This window comes from Streptosporangium sp. G12, assembly GCF_052983175.1.
Genome location: NZ_JBRIQO010000060.1, coordinates 1 through 19,467, shown reverse-complemented (window position 1 = coordinate 19,467; position 19,467 = coordinate 1). Strand labels below are relative to the sequence as shown.

Below are 19,467 nucleotides of genomic sequence, written 5' to 3'. Positions count from 1 at the left end.
GGGAAAGCCCGGCGTGCGGCCTGCTTTGACGCGGGCGAAGAACGCGGCGAACGCCGTGTCCAGGCGGCGCAGGGTGGCCTGCTGGGAGGAGAACGACCACCGGCCCTGACCGTCGGCGTCGGCGGCGCGGATGTGCTTCAGGTCGGCCGACTGGACGCCGTAGGTGATGCTCACGCCCGCCCTGCGGTAGGCGGTGCGGCGGTGCTCCAGTGCGGCGTTGTACAGGGCGCGGTGGTCATCCAGGTACGCGGTGAGCGCGACCTGCTGGTGGACGGTCGCACGCAGCAGGAACTTAAACGACCTCCGCACGAGCACCCCCACCGGTGGGGGTGCTCGTATCGGGTCTCGATTCGGGCATCACCTCCAACGCCACGATCTGCCGGCCGTGCTCGTCGGCCTTGGCGCAAATCAACTCCTCAAGGCGGTCCTTGACCCGCCCGCCAAGAACCGGGCGGGACTTCGGGCACCACACCACGTGGTAGCCGAGGTCGTACGCCGCGCCGGTAGAGGTGCGCACCTGACGAGTCACGCCATCAATATGACAGCACCGTCCATCCAACGCGCGACGATCGGAGATCCCACATGCGCAGACCTGACCGGCCAGGCCACGCTCGGCCCTTGACGGCCCTCCCGCTCCCGACTCCCCCGTCGCCCAAAGGCGACGGTCCCTTCGGGAGGATCTGATGGATGGTGAGCTCGCGCAGCCCTCACGCTTCCGCTCCGACGGGACGACGATCCGGCTGGCCGACATCGCCGCCCAGGCCGGGGTGAGCGAGGCCACGGTCAGCCGGGTGCTCAACGGCAAGCCCAGCGTGTCGCAGTCGACCCGGCAGGCGGTGCTGACGGCGCTGGACCTGATGGGCTACGAGCGCCCGCAGCGGCTGCGCCAGCGCAGCAACGGGCTGGTCGGCCTGGTCACCCCGGAGCTGGACAACCCGATCTTCCCGGCCTTCGCCCAGGCCATCGAGAAGGCGCTCACCCAGCACGGCTACACCCCGGTGCTCTGCACCCAGCTGCCCGGGGGAGCCCCGGAGGACGAGTTCACCGAACTCCTGATGGACCGCGGGGTGAGCGGCATCGTCTTCGTCTCCGGACTGCACGCCGACACCACGGCCAAGATGGACCGTTACACGCGCCTGATCGAGCGCGGGCTGCCGATCGTCCTGCTCGACGGCTACAGCGAGCGCGTCGAGGCGCCCTTCGTCTCCCCGGACGACCGCGCCGCGGCGCGGCTGGCCGTGCAGCACCTGGCCGACCTCGGGCACGAGCGCATCGGCCTGGCGGTGGGGCCGCGCCGGTTCGTGCCGGTGATCAGGAAGATCGAGGGCTACCGGCAGGCCATGTCCCAGCTGCTCGGCGTCACGGACGCCGACGGGCTGATCTCGCACTCGCTGTTCTCGGTGGAGGGCGGCCAGGCCGCCGCGGCGCAGCTGCTGGAGCGCGGCTGCACGGGCATCGTGTGCGCGTCCGACCTGATGGCGCTGGGCGCGATCCGGGCCTGCCGCGACCGGGGGCTCTCCGTACCGGGGCAGGTGTCGGTGGTGGGGTTCGACGACTCGCCGCTGATCGCGTTCACCGACCCGCCGCTGACCACCGTGCGCAAGCCCATCGGCGCGATGGCCTCGGCGGCGGTGGCGACCCTCCTGGAGGAGATCAACGGGGTCCGCGCCAAACACGTCGAGCTGATGTTCCAGCCCGAGCTCGTCGTCCGCCGCTCGACCGGCTCCGGCCCCCTGGTCAGCCGCTAGGGGCACGCGTCCGGCCGGGTGGGAGCCGGTGGGAGCCGGTGGGAGCCGGTGGGAGCATGGCCCGATGAACACTGGTCACGATGTCGTCGTCATCGGCGGCACCGGAGTCGACACCACCGCCTACGTGCCCGCGCTCCCCCTGCCGTACGCCGACACCTACGCGGTCCCGCCGGTGATCGACCGGATCGGCAACACCGGCAGCGGTGTCGCCCTCGGCTGCCACGAGCTCGGGCTGAGGGTCAAGCTGGTCGACCTGATCGGCGACGACCCGCAGGGCCGGTTCGTCCGGGCCCACTTCGCGGAGAAGGGGGTGGACACCGGCTGGGCGCTCGCACCGCAGGGGACCCGGCGCAGCATCCTGCTCGTCGGCCCGGACGGGCGGCGCACCTCGCTGTTCGACCCGCGCGCCGCGCCGGGCGAGCGGCTGCCCAGGGAGCTCTACCTGGACGCGGTCCGCGCGGCCCGGCACGTCCACGTGTCGATCACCGACTTCTCCCGGCACGTCTACCCCGACCTGCGTACCGGGTCCGGCCCGCGTACCGGGCCCGAGCGGGGCACCGGTTCCGAACCGGCCGCGGGGACCGTCCCGGGCGGCGCGTCCGTCTCCACCGACCTGCACGACTGGGACGGCGAGAACGACCACCACCGGGACTTCGCCTACTCCTCCGACCTGGTCTTCCTGTCGGCCACCGCGCTCGGCCCGCGCCGTGACGAGGTCATGCGCGACATCCTGGCGCGCGGCCGGGCGAGGGCCGTGGTCTGCACGGAGGGCGCAGAGGGCTGCCGCGTCCTGGACGCGGACGGCTTCCGCCGCTTCCCCGCCGCGCCCCCGCCGGGGCCGGTGGTCGACAGCAACGGCGCGGGGGACGCGTTCGTCTCGGGGGTCCTGTACGGGCTGCTCTCCGGGCGTTCCCTCGACGACTCCATCCCCCTCGGCGCCGTCGCCGGAGCCCACGCCTGCACGTCGGCGGGCACCCACGAGAACCCCATCGGCGAGCCGGACCTCCTCGGCCGCGCGAGGGAACTCCGCCGCGAGGGGGAACCCGCCCGCCCCCCGGGTACGTGACGGCGTCCACCTCCGAGGGACGCGGAAAACCGTTTGCCCGGCGCGGGGAACGGCCGACACACTCTCGGGATGGCCGAGATCCTGTACGGCGACGGGCGCGCCGGCATCGACGCGGCGCTGGTGAGGCGACTGGTCGCGACCCAGTTCCCGCGGTGGAGCGCCCTTCCGGTGACCCCGGTCGAGGTCGACGGGTGGGACAACCGCACCTACCGTCTCGGTGACGAGATGACGGCGCGTCTTCCCACCGCCGCCGGCTATGTCCCGGCGGTCGACAAGGAGCATCGATGGCTGTCGGTCCTCGCCCCGTCGCTGCCGGTCGCCGTTCCCACGCCGCTGGCGAAGGGGGTTCCGGGCGAGGGATACCCGTTCAGCTGGTCGATCCGCGGCTGGCTGGACGGTGAGACCGCGAGTCTCGACCGCATCGACGACCTGCCCGGGTTCGCGGTCTCGGTCGCCGGTTTCCTTCTCGCCCTGCAGCGCGTGGACGCGACCGGCGGGCCGCCGGCGGGCGCGCACAGCTTTCACCGGGGCGCGTCACCGGCTCACTACGACGACGAGACACGTCGCTCCCTCGCCGCGCTGGACGGCCGCGTCGACACCACCCGGGCGTCGGCCGTGTGGGACGCCGCCCTCGAGGCGACCTGGTCCGGGCCGCCGGTGTGGTTCCACGGCGACATCGCGAGCGGCAACCTGCTGGTCAGGGACGGCAAGCTGGCCGCCGTCATCGACTTCGGGACCTCGGGCGTCGGTGACCCCGCCTGTGACCTGGTGATCGCGTGGACGATGTTCTCCGGCGAGAGCCGGGAGGCCTTCCGCGACGCCGCCGGCCAGGATCCCGCCATGTGGGCGCGGGCTCGTGGCTGGGCGCTGTGGAAGGCCCTGATCAGCCTCGTCCAGGACATCGACGGGGACGGGCGGCGGGCCGCGGATCACCGCCGCGTCATCGACGAGGTCCTGGCCGACCACGATCGTGCCGGCTGACCCCGCGGGCACCGGCGACCGGGCCCCCGCCGGGGTCGCGGGTCGCCGGTGGACGCTCCGGGGCTCCGCGCGTTCGCCCGGGTCCGGCTCCGCGCGCGCCCCCGTACGCCGCTCCCGTGCCCCCGGCGGGGCCTCGCCGTTCCGGCACCGGGGGCGCGGGCCCTATTCGCCGCTCAGCTCGTCGAGGACGGCCCTGGCGGAGGCGCGGTAGGCGGCCACGTTGCGCAGCTTCACGTGCTCGTAGCCGCGGACCACCTCGGGCAGCTCGGCCAGCTCGCGGACCCGCTCCCCGGTCTCCGGGCGCAGGTGGTCCAGCGCGCTGTGCACGTCGCGGGTGTACTCGGCGGCGAGTTCGCGCTCGGTCCCGCGCACCCCGCCCAGGCCGAACGGGTCCAGCCGGGTGCCGCGCAGCGCGCGCATGCCGTACAGCAGGCGGAAGGCCGGGTCGAACCAGGCGCCGAGGCGGAGCTTGCGCCTCATGCCCAGGGCGCGCAGGAACGGCGGGTGCAGGTTGTAGGAGACCCGCGCGCCGGGGCCGAACTCGGCGGCGATCCGCGCCCGCTCGGCCGGGTCGAGGTGCAGGCGCGCCACCTCGTACTCGTCCTTGTAGGCCATCAGCCGGTGCAACTGCCGGGCGTAGGCCTCGGTGACGGCGGTGCTCCCGGGGGAGACCTCCCGCTCCCTGGCGAGGACCGCGCGGACCGCGTCGGCGTACCGGGCGGCGTAGCGCGCGTTCTGGTACGCGACGAGGTCGGGCACCCGGACCGTGAGGATCCGGTGCAGCTCGGTGCCGGGCTCGGCGACCGCGTCGACCAGGCGTACCGTCTCCGGGCCGGGCGGTGGCGCGACCGGGGCGGCGGGGCGGGTCGCCGCCGCCACGGCCTCGGGGGCGGCGACCACCGCGCGGCCCCAGTGGAAGGCGGCGACGGTCCGCTCGGCGGCCCGGCCGCCGCCCGCGCGGATGGCCCGCTCGATCGACTCCAGGCCGAGCGGGATGAGCCCGCGCTGCCAGGCGGCCCCGACGATGATCGTGTTGGCCGGCATGTGGTCGCCGAACAGCGCCTGGGCCATCTCCTCGGCGTCGAGGTAGACGTTCAGCTCGCGCCGGGTCCGCGACTCCAGCGCGCCGATCGGCGAGCCCGTGTCGGTCAGGTGGGTGGACGGGTCGAGCACCATCGAACCGGTCGGCACCAGGCTGGTGGAGACCACCGCCACGGTACGGTCGCGGTCGGCGGCGGCCAGGTGGGCGGGATCGGTGGCGCCGATCAGGTCCAGCGCCAGGTAGGCGTCCACGCTGGCCGCGCCGCCCCGCGCCGAGCGGTCGCCGTCACCGTCGAAGATGAGGATGTCGGAGACGACCGTGCCGCCCTTCTGGGCCAGGCCGGTCTGGTCGAGCCCTCGCGACCGCCTGCCGTCGAGCATCGCGGCGGTGCCGAGGATCTGCGCGACCGACACCACGCCGGTGCCGCCGATGCCGACCAGCCTGATCGAGGTCTCCCCGGTGCGCGCCTCGGGCAGGGGCATCTCCGGCGGCGCGGGCACCGCGGCGCGCCTCTTCGCGGCGGCCTTCCCCTTCGCGGGCAGGACGGTCAGGAAGGACGGGCAGTCGCCCTCCACGCACGAGTAGTCCTTGTTGCAGGACGACTGGTGGATCTCGGTCTTGCGGCCGAACTCGGTCTCCACCGGCAGCACGGACAGGCACTCGGACTTCTGACCGCAGTCGCCGCAGCCCTCGCAGACCCGCTGGTTGATCGCCACCCGCCTGGCGGGGTCGGGCAGGTCGCCCTTCTTGCGCAGCCGCCGCTTCTCGGCCGCGCACTGCTGGTCGTGGATGAGCACCGTCACGCCGGGGACCGCGGCCAGCTCGCGCTGGGCGTCCTCCAGCGCCGTCCGGTCGCGCACCTCGGCGATGCCCGCCAGCCTGACACCCCGGTAGCGCTCGGGCTCGTCGGTGGTGACGACGATCCTGCGCACCCCCTCGGTCTCCAGCCAGCGGGTCAGGTCGGGCACCGACAGGGCCGGGGTGATCGTCTGCCCGCCCGTCATCGCGACCGCGCTGTTGTAGAGCAGCTTGTAGGTGATGTTGACGCCCGCGCCGACCGCGGCCCTGACCGCGAGCGAGCCGCTGTGGTGGAAGGTGCCGTCGCCCAGGTTCTGGAAGATGTGCGGGGTGTCGGTGAACGGCGCCTGGCCGATCCACTGCGCGCCCTCGCCGCCCATCTGGGTCAGGCCGGTGAGCGTGCCCTTGCCCTCGCGGTTGAGCACCACCATGGTGTGGCAGCCGATCCCGGCGCCGACGGGTGCGCCGTCGGGGACGGCGGTGGAACGGTTGTGCGGGCAGCCCGAGCAGAAGAAGGGGGTGCGCTTGGGGGTGAGCAGCGTCAGCGGCGCCGGGCGCGAGATGACGGAGAGCCCCTTCGCCACCTGCTCGCCGAGGTCGGTCAGGCCCCGGCGGCGCAGCCGGAAGGCGATGGCCTTGGCGGCCAGGTCGGCGTCGACGGCGCCGTGCCGGGGGATGAGCCGCGCGCCGTTCTCGTCGAGCTTGCCCAGCACGCGGGGGGCGTCGGCGGTCCCGTACAGGATGTCCTTGACCGAGGTCTCCAGCAGCGGGGCCTTCTCCTCCACGACGAGGATCTCCGACAGCCCCCGGGCGAAGGTCCGGACGATCTCCGGGTCCAGCGGCCAGAGCATGCCGATCTTCAGGAGGCGGACACCGGCCTGTTCCGGCGTGACACCGAGCTTGCGGAAGCCCTCGCGGACGTCGTAGTAGGCGGTCCCTGAGGCGACGACGCCCAGCCAGGCGTCGCGGGGGTCGGCGGTGACGCGGTTGAGCCCGTTCTCGCGGGCGTAGGCGCGGGCCAGGTCGAGGCGCGGGCCGACGAGCGTGCGCTCCATCTCCAGCGACCACGGGGTGAGCAGGGTGGCGTCGGGCACGTGCCGGTACGGCCTGCCCTGGTACTCGACGACGGGCATGACCGGGACGACCCGGTCATGCCCGACGTCCACGGTGCCGGTGCCGTCCACGACGTTGGAGACGGCCTTCACCGCGACCCACAGGCCGCTGGCCCGGGACGCCGCGATCGCGTGGCGTCCCAGGTCGAGCAGCTCCTGGACACTGCCGGGATGGACGACCGGCATGCCCAGCGTGGCGAGTGTGCCCTCGGTCGCCGAGGGGAGGGTGGAGGACTTGCAGGTCGGGTCGTCGCCGCAGAGCGCGATCAGGCCGCCCTCGGGGTGGGCGCCGACGAAGTTGCCGTGCCGGAACGCGTCGGCCGCGCGGTCGACGCCGGGTGCCTTGCCGTACCAGACGCCCAGCACGCCGGAGGTGCGCGGGCGGGGGAGCGCGGGCACGAGCTGGCTGCCCCAGACCGCGGTGGCGCCGAGTTCCTCGTTCTGCCCGGGGCGGTGCACCACGCCGAGCGGCTCGGTGTGGCGGCGGGAGCGGGCCAGCTCCTGGTCGAAGCCGCCGAGCGGGGAGCCGGGGTAGCCGGACACCATCGTGCCGGTACGGAGACCCGCCGCCCCGTCGGCGCGCATCTGGTCGATGATCACCCTGACCAGGGCCTGGGTTCCGGTCATGAAGACCTGGCCCTCGTCGAGCAGGTAGCGGTCGTCGGGGGAGATCTCCCGGGCGTCTGCGAAGATCGTCATGTTTGGTCCCGTCGTCGGCGCTCCTGCGTTGCCGCAAGGTTATGCCAGGTAGAACAAAACTCGATGTCAAACTTTCCAAGGTTGGCCCGTCTCGTTAGCATCCGATGTCATGGATGTGACGGATCGCGCAATTCTCGGTCTCCTGCAGGTGGAGGGGCGACTGAGCAACCTGGAGCTGGCCGAGCGGGTGCGGCTGACCCCCTCGCCGTGCCTGCGCCGGGTCCGCAACCTGGAGGAGACCGGAGTGATCACCGGCTACCGCGCCGTGATCGACCCGACGGCCGTGGGGCGGGGCTTCCAGGTCGTCGCCTACGTCGAGCTGGAGGGCCAGGACGCCGAGACGGTCACCGCCTTCGAGGCCGCCGTCATGGAGATCGACGACGTGGTGGAGTGCCTGCGCATGTTCGGCCGCCCCGACTACGTGCTGCGGGTGGCGGTGCCCGACATGGACGCCTACAGCCAGCTCTGCCTGGAGAGGCTCGGCCGCCTGCCCGGTCTCGACAAGCTCACCTCGCAGATCGCCATGAAGGCCCTCAAGCCCGGCGGCGTCCTGCCCCTGTGAACCGCGCCTCCCGGAGAGGCGTCTCTTACGGCGCTCAACGAAATGATCTCTCGCCGTGACGACAGCGGGAGGGGCGGGCCACTTGGCGCGGCTGAAGCCTGGGAGGCCGGCGACGAGTCGTCGGCGGTCATCGAGCCATCGCCGCCCAGACACCAGCACCGCCCCTGCCTGTCATTCCTGCGCGGCAGCTCCGCCGGCAGCCCGAGCGGCATGGCCCGGGCTCGTCGTCGCGGCTCGACCCGGGAGAACCTGCTGGCGATCCGGCTCACGGGTCTGCGCGCCCCCGCACCCACCTCGAGGTATGCCGCGTGGGGGCTGAATTTCTCGACACAGAAACCGGGTGAGTACGAGCTTCGCCGCAGGTAACCGTGTTTCGGGCTGACCTGATCGATGACGTCTGTCCCGTCAGATGTCGTCGGGCAGGAGCCGGAAGCACTCGTGGCCGGTGAGCGGGCGGATCGTACGGAAGTGTTCACGATCCAGGGTGAAGACGGCGTCGGTCCGGAACTCGGCCGCCAGAGCCGCGTTCATCGCGTCGGTCAGGCTGATGTTCATCGTCCGGTAGCGGTTCATGAGCGCGCCGGCGGTGCGCAGGTGCGGTGACACCTCGGGTACCTCATACCGTTTCACATCGATTCTGCCCATGATGTGGTCGAGGACCGCGAAGGCGGCGTGCTGGCCGATTCTGCTTGTGATCAGGTAGTCGAGCTCGGCCAGGACAAGCGGAGAGATGACCAGGTGGCCCACCTGGGCGCGGGCTTTGACGCACGCATCATGTTCCGCGTCCTGACGGTTGAAGGTCGCCAGCAGAGCGGAGGTGTCAGCGATGGCCACGGGCACGCTCACCGGCCGAAGCCCTCGGCCAGGAGTGCATCAGTCTGCGCTGACAGATCGGCGGGTCCGTCGAACAGGGGGAGATCGTCGTCGCCCATGGGGTCGGTGGGGAAAGAGAACGGCGGCTCGGCCTGGTGGGCGGGCACCAGGGTGGCGATGTGGCGACCGTTCTTGGTGACCGCGACCGTCTCTCCGCGCTCGGCGGCGGCGAGGATCCGGGCGGACTGCTGGTTGAACTCGCGGGCTGTGGCTTCCATGCGTTCCATGGTACTACTTATGTACTACATTGAGGCGAGTTTGCGGATGTACTGGTTTCCGCTGTTGGGAAGCCGTACGCATGCCCGACCGCTGAAAACGATCGAGGGGTGCGATCCTCGACCAAGGGCGGAGTTCTGGCCAGGTGCTCCGGACCGAGCTGTCGAGAGCGGTCTTACCGGTCAGCCGAAGTGGCCCGACTTCACTGCGGTGAGGAAAGCGCTCCACTCGCCCGGGGTGAAGGCGAGCACCGGTCCGCGTGGCGACTACGCCACCAGGCACGTGCTCGGCGAGCCCGCTACCGGTGACAACGCATCAAAGATCACTAAGTGCGACCGGAGTGTCGGAGCGGTGCCTTCCGGATACGTGTCTCCTGGGGGCGGGCCTCGGCTTCCTCACCTTGGTGCCGTTGACCTGCTCCCCGGGCCGCTTGGCCGGTAGGGGTGTCCGTAAAGCGGATTTTTGTCCGAAATTGAATAAAGCCTACTATTTCTGTAGGGTTAGACGAGAAGCCGCTGACGACGTGTTCCCAGCCTGTCGCCCGCGGCGTACCGCAGGAAACCCCTCCGGCGTGCCCTCGCCGACCGCGACGAAGTGAACCGTCCGAAACCACGCCCGCAACGGCCCCCGCGAGCATCGCCGATCATGCCCGCGCCTCCCGTGCGGCCCGGTGGCGCGGACGGCCATCAGGAGAGACAGTGAAAAGGAAGACGACGCCGTTCATCGGAGCCGTGATCGCGGCCGCGCTGGCCCTCGCCGGCTGCGGCTCGGGCACCGGCCCGGACTCCGGTTCGGGCTCCGGCTCCGGGGGGAGCGCCGCGCCCGGGGGATCGGCGGCCGCCTTCGACCCGGCCGCGACGATCGAGGTCGGCTCGCTCTACGAGCCGCAGAACCTCGACAACACCGGCGGCGGCGGGCAGGGCGTGACCGAGGCGTTCAACGGCAACGTCTACGAGGGCCTGTTCAGGCTCACCGACGAGGGCAAGGTCGAGAACCTGCTCGCCGAGAGCCAGAAGGTCAGCGCCGACGGTCTCACCTACACCTTCACCCTGCGTGACGGCGTCACGTTCCACTCGGGCGATCCCCTCACCTCCGCCGACGTGAAGCACAGCATCGAGCAGGTCACCGCGAAGAAGTCGCAGTCGGCCCGCAAGAGCGCCTTCGCCGTCGTCAAGAGCATCGAGACCCCCGACGACGGCACGGTCGTCGTGAAGCTGAAGGACAGGTCGATCTCGTTCGTCTACAACCTCAGCTACGTCTGGATCGTCAACGACGCGGCGAAGGACCTGGCCACGTCCGAGGACGGCACAGGCCCGTACCGGCTCGGTGAGTGGAAGCGCGGCTCCACGCTGAGCCTGACGCCGTTCGACGGCTACTGGGGCACCGCCCCGACGAACAAGGGCGTGGTGTTCCACTACTTCACCTCGGCGACCGCGCTCAACAACGCGCTGCTGACCGACGCCGTCGACATCGTGACCGGCGAGCAGAGCCCGGACGCGCTGGAGCAGTTCAAGAACAACCCGAACTACAAGGTCAACGACGGCCGGTCGACGACCAAGCTCCTGCTGGCCTTCAACGACAGGGCCAAGCCGTTCGACGACGAGCTCGTCCGCAAGGCCGTCGGCTCCGCCATCGACGACCGCAAGCTGCTCGACTCCGTCTGGGGCGGCTACGGGACGCCGATCGGCTCGATGGTCCCGCCCACCGACCCGTGGTACGAGGACCTCACCTCGCTCGATCCCTACGACGTGGAACTGGCCAAAAAGCAGCTCGCCGAGGCGGGTTTCCCGAACGGCTTCGACTTCACGCTGGACACCCCGAACTACGACCCGCACCCCACCGCTGCCACGTTCGTCAAGGGCGAGCTGGCCAAGATCGGCGTCAACGTGACGATCAACGTCATCACCGCCGACGAGTGGTACACCAAGGTGTTCAAGAACCGCGACTTCACCGCCACGCTGCAGGAGCACGTCAACGACCGCGACGTCGTCTGGTACGGCGACCCCGACTTCTACTGGGGCTACGACAACCCCGAGGTGACCAGGCTGGTCAACGAGGCGGAGCGGGCCGAGACCGCCGAGAAGCAGGCCGAGCTGCTCAAGCGGGCCAACCGGCTGATCGCCGAGGACGCCGCCAGCGACTGGCTCTACCTCTACCCGCAGATCGTGGTGGCCTCGTCGTCGCTGTCGGGCTACCCGGTCAACGGCCTCAACTCGCAGTTCCACGCCTACGGCATCAAGAAGGGCTGATGTCCGGCACCGCACCCCGCAGGCCCGGCCCGCCGCCCCGCGCGGCCGGCCGGGCTCCGGCGCACGTGCCCGCCGGCACGGGGTCCTCTCTCATGACCACTCATCCGCTGCCCGGTTCCCTATGATCACTTACCTGCTGCGGCGGGCGGCGTTCCTCGTCGTCTCGCTCCTGCTGGCCTGCGTCGTGCTGTTCCTGCTGCTGCGCCTGCTGCCAGGCGATCCGGCCAACGCACTGCTGTCGGTCGGGGCCACCCCCGAGCAGATCGAGGCCGCCCGCCACCAGATCGGCTCCGACCGCCCGCTGCCCGAGCAGTTCGCCACCTGGCTCGGCCGGCTCGCCACCCTCGACCTGGGCGAGTCGTTCGTCAGCACCCTCCCGGTCGGCCCGGAGATCGCCTCCCGCCTGGTCGTCACCGTCCCGCTGACCCTGCTGTCCTTCCTGCTCGCCGTCGCCGTCGCCGTACCGGTCGGCTTCGTCGCCGCCCACCGCGCGGGCACCTGGTACGGGTCCCTGCTCGGCGGGCTGTCCCAGCTGGGCATCGCGGTCCCGGCCTTCTGGGTGGGGATGCTGCTGATCACGGTGTTCTCGCTCCGGCTGAGGGTGTTCCCGGCCGGCGGCTTCCCGAGGGACGACTGGGCCGACCCGGTCGCGGCCCTCACCTCGCTGGCGCTGCCCGTCGTCACGATCGCCCTCGTCATGTCGGCCTCGCTCGTCCGCTACGTCCGCTCCGCCACCCTGGACGTGCTCGGCAGCGACCACCTGCGGACCTTCCGGGCGCTCGGCTCCTCCTTCACCGGGGCGATGTGGCGGCACGGCCTGCGCAACGCGGCCGTGCCCGTCGTCTCCATCCTCGGGATCGAGCTCGCCACGACCTTCCTCGGGGCCGTCGTCGTCGAGAGCGTGTTCGCCCTCCCCGGTCTCGGCGGCATGCTGGTCAAGGGGATCGCCCAGCACGACTACCCGGTGATCCAGGGCATCCTGTTCGTCAGCACCTTCGCGGTCCTGCTGATCGGTTTCGCCGCCGACCTCGCCCAGCGGCTCATCGACCCCCGGCTGCGCGGCACCGTCTCCGGAGGCCCGCGATGAACGCCGTGGCCTCCCCGTCGAAGGCCCCCGTACCGGGTGCGCGTCCCCGGTCGCGGCGATCCACGACGCTCGTGATCGGATGCGTGCTCGCCGGCCTGGTCGTCGCCGTCGCCGTCGTCTCCCTCCTGTGGCTCCCGTACGCCCCGGACGACACCTCGGGAGACCGGCTCATGCCCCCGGGAGCCGCCCACCCGCTGGGCACCGACAAGCTGGGCCGGGACCTGCTCACCCAGTTGATGATCGGCGCACGGATCGCGCTGACGGTCGGGGCCGGGTCGGTCCTGCTCGGCGGCGTCCTCGGCCTGCTCGCCGGTCTCGCGGCCGGGTTCGCCACCCGGTGGCTCGACGACACGGTCTCGGTGCTGCTCGACATCCTCATCGCCTTCCCCACCCTGCTCCTGGCCATGCTCGTCGTCGCGGTGCGCTCGGCGTCGCTCGGCTCGGCGATCCTGGCGATCGGGCTGGGCATGTCCGCGATCGTGGCGAGGCTGACCCGGGTGCTCGTCAAGCGGGTGCTGGCCCAGGACTTCGTCACGGCCTCGCGCACCTCCGGAACCTCCTGGCCGCGCGTGGTGACCGAGCACGTCCTGCCGAACATCTGGCCGACGCTGCTGGTCAACCTCGCGCTCCAGCTCGGGCTCGCCGTGCTGGCCGAGGCGTCCCTGTCCTACCTGGGGCTCGGCCCGCCCCCGCCGAACGCCTCCTGGGGGCGCATGCTGCAGGAGGCCCAGGCGACCGTGCTCACCGCGCCGCTCGGCGCCGTCGCCCCCGGCGTCCTGCTGGTCGTGCTCGTCATCGGGGTGAACCTGATCGCGGACGGCCTCAGGGACGTGGCCGACCCGACCCGGCGGAGGACGCGATGACCCTGCTCGACGTCACGGGACTGCGCGTGCGCTCCGCCGACGGGCGCGACCTCGTCAAAGGCCTGTCCTTCACGATCGGCCCTGGCGAGCGGCTCGGCCTGATCGGCGAGTCCGGGTCCGGCAAGTCGCTGACCGCCCTCGCGGTGACGGGCCTGCTGCCGTCCGGCATGACCGCGTCCGGCAGCGTCGTGCTGGACCCGCGGGGAACGGGTCCGTCCGAGATCGTCGGAGCACCCGAGCGGCGCCTGAAGGGGCTGCGCGGCCGGGCGGTGTCGGTCGTCTTCCAGGAGCCGCTGACGGCACTCGACCCGCTCATGAGGGTCGGCCGCCAGCTCGCCGAGCCCATCAGGCGCAGGCGGGGACTGCGTGGCGCCGCCCTGCGCGCCGCCGTGGCCGCCGCGCTCCAGGAGGCCCGGATCGCCGAACCCGACCGGGTCGCGCGGGCGTACCCGCACCAGATCTCCGGCGGCCAGCGCCAGCGCGTCGCCATCGCGATGGCCCTGGCCTGCGAGCCCGCGCTGCTCATCGCCGACGAGCCGACCACGGCCCTCGACGTGACGGTGCAGGCGGAGGTGCTCGCCCTGCTCGGTGGCCTGGTCGCCGCCCGGGGCATGGCCCTGCTGTTCATCGGCCACGACCTCGCGGTCGTCTCCGGGATCACCGACCGCGTCCTCGTCCTCAAGGACGGCGAGGCCGTCGAGTCGGGAACCGTCAGGGAGATCGTGGACGCGCCGCGCCACCCGTACACCCGGTCACTGGTGGCGGGCGCCCGGCACCTCGACAGCGCACTGGATTGGACGAACCGTTGACCCGGCCCACCCCGGACCAGCCCGCCGAGCCCGCCGAGCCCGCAGTGCCCACTGTGCCCGTCCCACCCGCTCCTGACGCGACGAGCGAGCCCGTCCCGGACACCGCGGGACCGGCCGGGACCGTCCGGGACAGGGGGGTCCAGCCCGTCCTGGAGGCGCGCCAGGTGGGCTTCGCCTACCGCGGGGCGGCGGCCCCCGTGCTCTCCGACGTCTCCTTCCAGGTGCTGCCGGGGCGCAGCACGGCCCTGGTCGGGGAGTCGGGGGCGGGCAAGACGACGCTGCTGCGCCTGCTGCTCGGCCTGGCCGTGCCCACCGCCGGGCGGATCCTCTTCGACGGGACGCCGCTCTCGCCGCGCGACCGCGGGCGGATGCGCGCGTTCCGCCGCAGCGTGCAGACCGTGTTCCAGGACCCGTACTCCTCGCTCGACCCGCGGCAGCGGGTGGGCAGGATCGTCGCCGAACCGCTCCGCTCGCTCGGCCTGGTGCCGGCGGCGCGGTGGAACGCCTCGGCCGCGGACCTCCGCGTCGCCGCCGCGCTCGAAGCCGTCGGGCTGCCGGCCGACGCCGCGCGCCGCTACCCGCACGAGTTCTCCGGCGGGCAGCGCCAGCGGGTCGCCATCGCGCGCGCGATCGTGTGCGAGCCCCGGGTCCTGCTCGCCGACGAGCCCGTCAGCGCGCTGGACGTCTCCACGCGCGTACGCGTCATCGACCTGCTGGCCGAGCTGCGCGAGAGCCACGGGCTGACCGTCGTGATGGTCTCCCACGACCTCGCCGTGGTCGCGATGCTCTGCGACCACACGGCGGTCCTCGAACGCGGCCGGATCGTGGAGCAGGGCGACACCGCCACCGTGCTCGGCTCTCCGAGCCACCCCTACACCCGCCGCCTGATCGACAGCGTGCCGAGGCTTCCCGTCATCTGACCGCCTCCCCGCCGTGTCAGCGCAGCAGCGGGAGCTTGCCCGTGAGGCGCTCCACGGCCTGGCGCGGGCCCAGCAGGCTCACCGCGTAGTACGAGAGATCCTCGCCGCCGGCGCGGGCCAGCCCGGCCAGATACTCGTCGTAGACGTTGGTCCGCTGCGCGATGGCCGCCATGTCGGCGACGACCAGCTCCGCCTCCTCCGCAGCCTCGTTCCTGATCCGGCGGACGACGTCGGCGGGCGCGGCCAGCACCGTGCACCCGGTCCAGGGCAGCCCGGCGTGGGTGTGGCCCGAGGCGTCGGTGCCCGCCGATCCCAGGATCGCGGGCACCGCGTTGCCCACGGACGCGGCCAGGCAGGCGGCGGCGTTGGCCTGCAGGCCACGGGGCAGATCATGGTCGATCACGATCACCCATTTCACCGGAAGCCGCCGGGTGGGCAGGTCGGTCCGGCGGTCCAGGGTGCCGATCCAGTCGGCCGATATGGTCATCCGTCTCCCTCTCTCCGAATTTCTGAGAGGACGTTCGCATTCGAAGTGCAGGAATCACAACTCGATCTCATGACTTCCGAAGAAAGTTCGGAAATCTCTGGGAAGATGTGTGCGTGGACGAACTTGACACGGCCATCCTCGCCGAGCTCCAGCGCGACGGCCGCCAGACCAACCGCGAGCTGGCCGAGCGGCTCGGCATCGCGCCCTCGACCTGCCTGGAGCGGGTGCGCTCCCTGCGGAGCAGGGAGGTGATCGAGGGCTTCCACGCCGAGGTCAACCTCGCCGCCATCGGCCGCCCGGTCCAGGCGCTCATCAACGTCCGGCTGCACCCGAAGATCAGGGAGGCGGTCGAGGGCTTCCGCGACCACGTCGCCGCGCTTCCCGAGACCCTCGCGGTCTTCGTGGTGTCCGGCGGCGACGACTTCATCATCCAGGTGGCCGTACGCGACACCGGCCACCTGCGCGACTTCGTCCTCGACCACGTCTCCAGGCACCGCAACATCGCCGACGTACGCACCTCGCTGGTCTACGACCACCTCCGCAAGACCTCCGTCGAGGTCCTGCCCCCCGAGCGGCCGAGCCCGCCGCGGACCCGCCGCCGCTGAGAGCGAACCCGCCGCTGCTGAGAGCCGGTCCGCGCGTCCATCGCCGTTCCGGCCGCGAGACCGGATTCCTCTCATCCGATCACCGGCTCCGGCCGGCACCCGTGGTGATCCTAAGATCGCTGGAAGGCCACCCCCCACGATCGATGACCTGGTATCCGGAGGATCCGCCATGCGACCCCCTCGTTCCCTCTCCGGCTGGACGATGGCCGTCTTCGGCCTTCTCGCCGTGGCACTCGGCATCGTCGGCCTGGTGTCGCCGGACACCATGCTCGCCCTCCTCGGCTTCGAGGTGCCGCAGACGCGTGACCCCGGCGACTACACGAAGGTGTACCTCGCCGCCTCCTCGATGGCCGCGGTGAACATGGGCGTCTACTACCTCCTGGCCGCCGCTGCCGACTACCGGCCCTTCTTCCTGTGGACGGTGCCGTTCCGCCTGCTGACGTTCACGGTCTTCACCCTCCTGGTGGTGACCGGCGCCGCCCCCGCACGGTTCATCGGCGTCGGCGTCTGGGAGGGGGTCGGCGCGGTGGTCACCGGGGCCGCGCTCTGGTGGGAGCGCAGGCGCCCGGACGCCGCCTGACGGCCCGGGCACGGCGTTCGCGCGCGTCCGCACGCCGGGGTGCCCGGCCCTGGCGTCGTTCGCACGTCGGGTGCCCGGTCCCGGCGTCGGAGGACGTCAGGAGCCGCGCGGGACCACCAGGCCGGACTCGTAGGCGAGGACCACGAGCTGGGCGCGGTCGCGGGCGTGGAGCTTGGTCATGGCCCGGTTGACGTGGGTTTTCGCGGTCAGCGGGCTGATCACCATGCGGTCCGCGATCTGGTCGTTGGACAGGCCCCGCGCGACCAGGGCGACGGCCTCGCGCTCGCGGTTGGTCAGTTCTTTCAGCCCGGTGCCGGTGCCGCCGTCGAGCGGCTGGGCGACGTACCTGTTGATGAGCCTGCGGGTGATCGACGGGGCGAGCAGGGCGTCGCCGCGCGCGGCGACGCGTACGGCGTGCAGGAAGTCCTCGGGCACGATGTCCTTGACGAGGAATCCGGCCGCGCCGGCGCGCAGCGCGTTGAAGACGTGTTCGTCGAGGCCGTAGTTGGTCAGGATGACGACGTGCACCCCGGCCAGGGCCGGGTCGGCGGCGATACGCCGGGTCGCCTCGATGCCGTCGACGACCGGCATCTGGATGTCGATGAGAGCGATGTCGGGCAGGTGTTCCCTGGCCAGGGCCAGGCCCTCCAACCCGTCGCCGGCCTCGGCCACCACCTCGATGTCGTCCTCGAGGTCGAGGAGCGCGCGGAATCCGCTGCGGATGAGCGGCTGGTCGTCGACCAGCAGGACACGGATCATGACATCCGGTCCACGGGAAGTTCGGCCTGGACGGTGAAGCCGCCCTCGCCGCGCGGTGCCGCCCGCAGACGCCCGCCGAGGGCGGTGACGCGCTCGCGCATCCCGAGCAGCCCGACGCCGGGCACCGGGACGGTGTCCGGCGTGGCCCTGCCGTCGTCGTCGACGCGGATCGCGAGGGTGTCGGGACGGTAGTCGATCCGGACCGACGCGGTGGCGGCGGCGGCATGCCGGGAGATGTTGGTGAGCGACTCCTGAACGATCCGGTAGACGGTCCGGCTCACCGCGGCCGGCACGTCGTGCCGTTGCCCTTCGACCGTCAGCGTCGCGTCCAGGCCGATGGTGCGGGCCCTTTCCAGCAGCTCCGGGATGTGGTCGAGCCCGCGCGGCGGGGTCGTGTCGTCGTCGCGCAGCGCCTGCAGGGTCGCGCGCAGCTCCCTGGTCGCCTCACGTCCGGCCTCCTGGATCGCGAGCAGGGCCTCCGGCACCTGCTCGCCACGCCTGCGGGCCACGTGGACGGCGACCTCGGCCTGGACCTTGATGATCGAGATCTGGTGGGTGAGCGAATCGTGCAGCTCCCGCGCGATGTGCAGCCGCTCCTCGTCGGCGCGGTGCCGCGCGGTCTCCTCCCGGGTGCGCTCGGCCTCGTCCGCCCGCCGCTCGGCCTGCCGCAGCGCCTCACCCGCGGCGCCGGCCGCGACGAGCCAGGCCAGCTCGAGGGCGCCTCGGGCCTGCGCGAGCGCCTCGCCCAGGTCGTGCGAGCCCGAGACCAGGGCCGCGAAGGGGAGCGCGGCCAGCACGATCACGCTCGCCACCACCGTGACGGTGCGGTGTCCCGCCCGTACGGCGGCGTACACCGCGAACAGGTACGCGACGGCGGGCACGTCGAAACCGGCGGCCTGGTAACCCACCGCGCACAGCCCGGTGACGGCCAGGACGGGAACCGGGGCCCGGCGGCGCGCGGCCAGCACCAGGCCGCCGGCCGCCAGCAGCGCGTAGCCGAGCAGGGCGAGATCCGTGGCGGAGTGCCGCCCGGACAACCCGGTGACCAGCAGCGTCGCCGCCACGCCGACGGCGATCGCCCAGTCCTGGACATCGGCCCGGACACCGGACCGTCCTGTACTCATGCGCGCACCTTAGCCGGATGTCCGCGCGGGCGACTCCCGCGCGCGGATGAGCGGCAGGCTACCGCGCCCGCGGTAGTCTCGCGGCCCCTGCGGCGTCCGCGGCAGCAGGCTGCGGCACCGGCGGCAGCGCGAAGTGTCCGCGTCCGCCGGACGACCGGCGGCGGGTCCGGCGGACATGATCAGGCGATATCGAGTCGTAGCAGCCAGTCGTAGGAGAAAAGGAGCACCTCATGTCAGTCCGACGTGTGCTTGCCGTGGCCGGAGCCACCCTGATCGGAGGTTTCCGGCTCGCCGTACCGGCGGTCGCGCACGCCTCGGTCCAGCTGGACCCCGTCGGTGCCTACACCATGACCGCCGGGCGACTCTGGTCCCTGGTGGGCGCGGGGGTGGGGCTGGCCGGCGTGGTCGTCGGCGGGCTGGCGCTGGCCCGCTCCACCGGTCGGATCGGCTCCGGCTCCGGGAGAAGGGGAGCCTTCGTGGCCCTGGCGGCGGGGCTGGTCGGCGTGGTCGTCGGCGGGATGGTCGTGGCCGCCGCCGAGGGTGGCCCCGGCACCGGTTACGGGATAGTCGGAGGGGTCGTGGCCGTGGTGGTGGGGTTGATCGGCATGGCCCTCGGCGGGCTGGTGCTGGCCCGCTCCCGCCGCACCGGATGACCCGCGGGGATGGCCCACCGGCATCGCCGGCGCCGGAGGCGAGCGGTCGCGCCGCCGTCGCCTACGCCCTGAGGGCTGAGGAGGTCGTACGACGTCTGCGACGGTGATCGTGTCGTCGTGGGTGTTCCGGTGGGTGATCAGGCCTGGGGCGCGTCCTGCGTCCCGGGTTGGGGGGTGTCGGTGTGGGGTGGGCTGGTTTCGGGTTGTGGGGGTGGGTCGCTGAGCTGGTCGCGG

20 protein-coding genes and 1 pseudogene are annotated in these 19,467 nt (G+C 72.2%); 12 read left to right on the top strand and 9 right to left on the bottom strand.

Annotated elements, in window-relative coordinates:
- Nucleotides 1-309 (bottom strand): helix-turn-helix domain-containing protein (locus tag ACVCAG_RS45165; protein WP_447191622.1); only part of this gene is annotated, 309 nt, incomplete at its 3' end.
- Nucleotides 293-529, bottom strand: a complete 237-nt coding sequence (locus tag ACVCAG_RS45160) for an IS200/IS605 family transposase (protein ID WP_447191621.1) — start codon at nt 527-529, stop codon at nt 293-295. The genes ACVCAG_RS45160 and ACVCAG_RS45165, both read right to left, overlap by 17 nt.
- A 154-nt stretch (nt 530-683) precedes the next feature.
- On the opposite strand from ACVCAG_RS45160, the gene ACVCAG_RS45155 reads away from it, so the two are divergent.
- The 3 genes from ACVCAG_RS45155 (at nt 684) to ACVCAG_RS45145 (ending at nt 3,795) form a co-directional block, all read left to right on the top strand.
- Complete coding sequence (locus tag ACVCAG_RS45155) at nt 684-1,748, top strand: substrate-binding domain-containing protein (protein ID WP_440089760.1); 1,065 nt, start codon at nt 684-686, stop codon at nt 1,746-1,748.
- A 64-nt stretch (nt 1,749-1,812) separates the two neighbouring features.
- Nucleotides 1,813-2,814: a carbohydrate kinase family protein gene (locus ACVCAG_RS45150; protein WP_447191620.1), complete on the top strand. Its 1,002-nt coding sequence runs from the start codon at nt 1,813-1,815 to the stop codon at nt 2,812-2,814.
- 69 nt (nt 2,815-2,883) lie between these two features.
- On the top strand, nt 2,884-3,795 hold the full coding sequence (locus tag ACVCAG_RS45145) for an aminoglycoside phosphotransferase family protein (protein ID WP_447191619.1): 912 nt from the start codon (nt 2,884-2,886) through the stop codon (nt 3,793-3,795).
- A gap of 162 nt (nt 3,796-3,957) precedes the next feature.
- Here the strand turns inward: ACVCAG_RS45145 and ACVCAG_RS45140 are convergent, their stop codons facing one another.
- A complete protein-coding gene (locus ACVCAG_RS45140; RefSeq protein WP_440089756.1) occupies nt 3,958-7,446 on the bottom strand; it encodes an indolepyruvate ferredoxin oxidoreductase family protein in 3,489 nt (1,162 codons plus the stop codon).
- 109 nt (nt 7,447-7,555) lie between these two features.
- On the opposite strand from ACVCAG_RS45140, the gene ACVCAG_RS45135 reads away from it, so the two are divergent.
- A complete protein-coding gene (locus ACVCAG_RS45135; RefSeq protein WP_362845710.1) occupies nt 7,556-8,008 on the top strand; it encodes an Lrp/AsnC family transcriptional regulator in 453 nt (150 codons plus the stop codon).
- Between the two features lie 405 nt (nt 8,009-8,413).
- Here the strand turns inward: ACVCAG_RS45135 and ACVCAG_RS45130 are convergent, their stop codons facing one another.
- The 3 genes and pseudogenes from ACVCAG_RS45130 to ACVCAG_RS45120 all read right to left on the bottom strand — a co-directional run.
- Entirely contained in the window at nt 8,414-8,842 is a 429-nt protein-coding gene (locus tag ACVCAG_RS45130) for a PIN domain-containing protein (RefSeq protein ID WP_447191618.1), read from the bottom strand.
- An 8-nt stretch (nt 8,843-8,850) separates the two neighbouring features.
- On the bottom strand, nt 8,851-9,099 hold the full coding sequence (locus tag ACVCAG_RS45125) for a type II toxin-antitoxin system prevent-host-death family antitoxin (protein WP_440089753.1): 249 nt from the start codon (nt 9,097-9,099) through the stop codon (nt 8,851-8,853).
- Nucleotides 9,100-9,279: 180 nt separating this feature from the next.
- A pseudogene (locus ACVCAG_RS45120) lies at nt 9,280-9,357 on the bottom strand (DUF397 domain-containing protein); the annotation flags it as partial.
- 438 nt (nt 9,358-9,795) lie between these two features.
- Between ACVCAG_RS45120 and ACVCAG_RS45115 the strand changes: the two are divergent.
- From ACVCAG_RS45115 to ACVCAG_RS45095, 5 genes are all read left to right on the top strand, one after another.
- Nucleotides 9,796-11,346, top strand: coding sequence for an ABC transporter substrate-binding protein (locus ACVCAG_RS45115; RefSeq protein WP_440089752.1), 1,551 nt, complete (start codon nt 9,796-9,798; stop codon nt 11,344-11,346).
- 121 nt (nt 11,347-11,467) lie between these two features.
- The gene (locus ACVCAG_RS45110) at nt 11,468-12,433 is read left to right on the top strand and encodes an ABC transporter permease subunit (protein WP_440089751.1); all 966 of its coding nucleotides are present in this window, start codon (nt 11,468-11,470) and stop codon (nt 12,431-12,433) included.
- Entirely contained in the window at nt 12,430-13,296 is an 867-nt protein-coding gene (locus tag ACVCAG_RS45105) for an ABC transporter permease subunit (protein WP_440089750.1), read from the top strand. Before ACVCAG_RS45110 ends, ACVCAG_RS45105 begins: the two co-directional genes overlap by 4 nt.
- Entirely contained in the window at nt 13,293-14,105 is an 813-nt protein-coding gene (locus ACVCAG_RS45100; protein WP_447191617.1) for an ATP-binding cassette domain-containing protein, read from the top strand. Before ACVCAG_RS45105 ends, ACVCAG_RS45100 begins: the two co-directional genes overlap by 4 nt.
- The gene (locus ACVCAG_RS45095; RefSeq protein ID WP_447191616.1) at nt 14,090-15,025 is read left to right on the top strand and encodes an ABC transporter ATP-binding protein; all 936 of its coding nucleotides are present in this window, start codon (nt 14,090-14,092) and stop codon (nt 15,023-15,025) included. Before ACVCAG_RS45100 ends, ACVCAG_RS45095 begins: the two co-directional genes overlap by 16 nt.
- A gap of 16 nt (nt 15,026-15,041) precedes the next feature.
- Here the strand turns inward: ACVCAG_RS45095 and ACVCAG_RS45090 are convergent, their stop codons facing one another.
- Nucleotides 15,042-15,512 carry a DUF2000 domain-containing protein gene (locus ACVCAG_RS45090; RefSeq protein WP_440089746.1) on the bottom strand — a complete coding sequence of 157 codons (471 nt, stop codon included), beginning with the start codon at nt 15,510-15,512 and terminating at the stop codon, nt 15,042-15,044.
- A 113-nt stretch (nt 15,513-15,625) separates the two neighbouring features.
- Between ACVCAG_RS45090 and ACVCAG_RS45085 the strand changes: the two genes are divergently transcribed.
- Entirely contained in the window at nt 15,626-16,117 is a 492-nt protein-coding gene (locus ACVCAG_RS45085; RefSeq protein ID WP_440089745.1) for a winged helix-turn-helix transcriptional regulator, read from the top strand.
- A gap of 169 nt (nt 16,118-16,286) precedes the next feature.
- Nucleotides 16,287-16,697 (top strand): hypothetical protein, encoded by a 411-nt coding sequence (locus ACVCAG_RS45080; protein WP_447191615.1) that lies wholly within the window; start codon nt 16,287-16,289, stop codon nt 16,695-16,697.
- A gap of 96 nt (nt 16,698-16,793) precedes the next feature.
- Here the strand turns inward: ACVCAG_RS45080 and ACVCAG_RS45075 are convergent, their stop codons facing one another.
- Together ACVCAG_RS45075 and ACVCAG_RS45070 are read right to left on the bottom strand one after the other, a co-directional pair.
- Entirely contained in the window at nt 16,794-17,456 is a 663-nt protein-coding gene (locus ACVCAG_RS45075) for a response regulator (RefSeq protein ID WP_447191614.1), read from the bottom strand.
- The gene (locus ACVCAG_RS45070; protein WP_447191613.1) at nt 17,453-18,580 is read right to left on the bottom strand and encodes a sensor histidine kinase; all 1,128 of its coding nucleotides are present in this window, start codon (nt 18,578-18,580) and stop codon (nt 17,453-17,455) included. The genes ACVCAG_RS45075 and ACVCAG_RS45070 overlap by 4 nt, the downstream gene beginning before the upstream one ends.
- A 230-nt stretch (nt 18,581-18,810) precedes the next feature.
- Between ACVCAG_RS45070 and ACVCAG_RS45065 the strand changes: the two genes are divergently transcribed.
- Nucleotides 18,811-19,233 carry a DUF6223 family protein gene (locus ACVCAG_RS45065; protein WP_447191612.1) on the top strand — a complete coding sequence of 141 codons (423 nt, stop codon included), beginning with the start codon at nt 18,811-18,813 and terminating at the stop codon, nt 19,231-19,233.
- Nucleotides 19,234-19,467 lie beyond the last annotated feature (234 nt).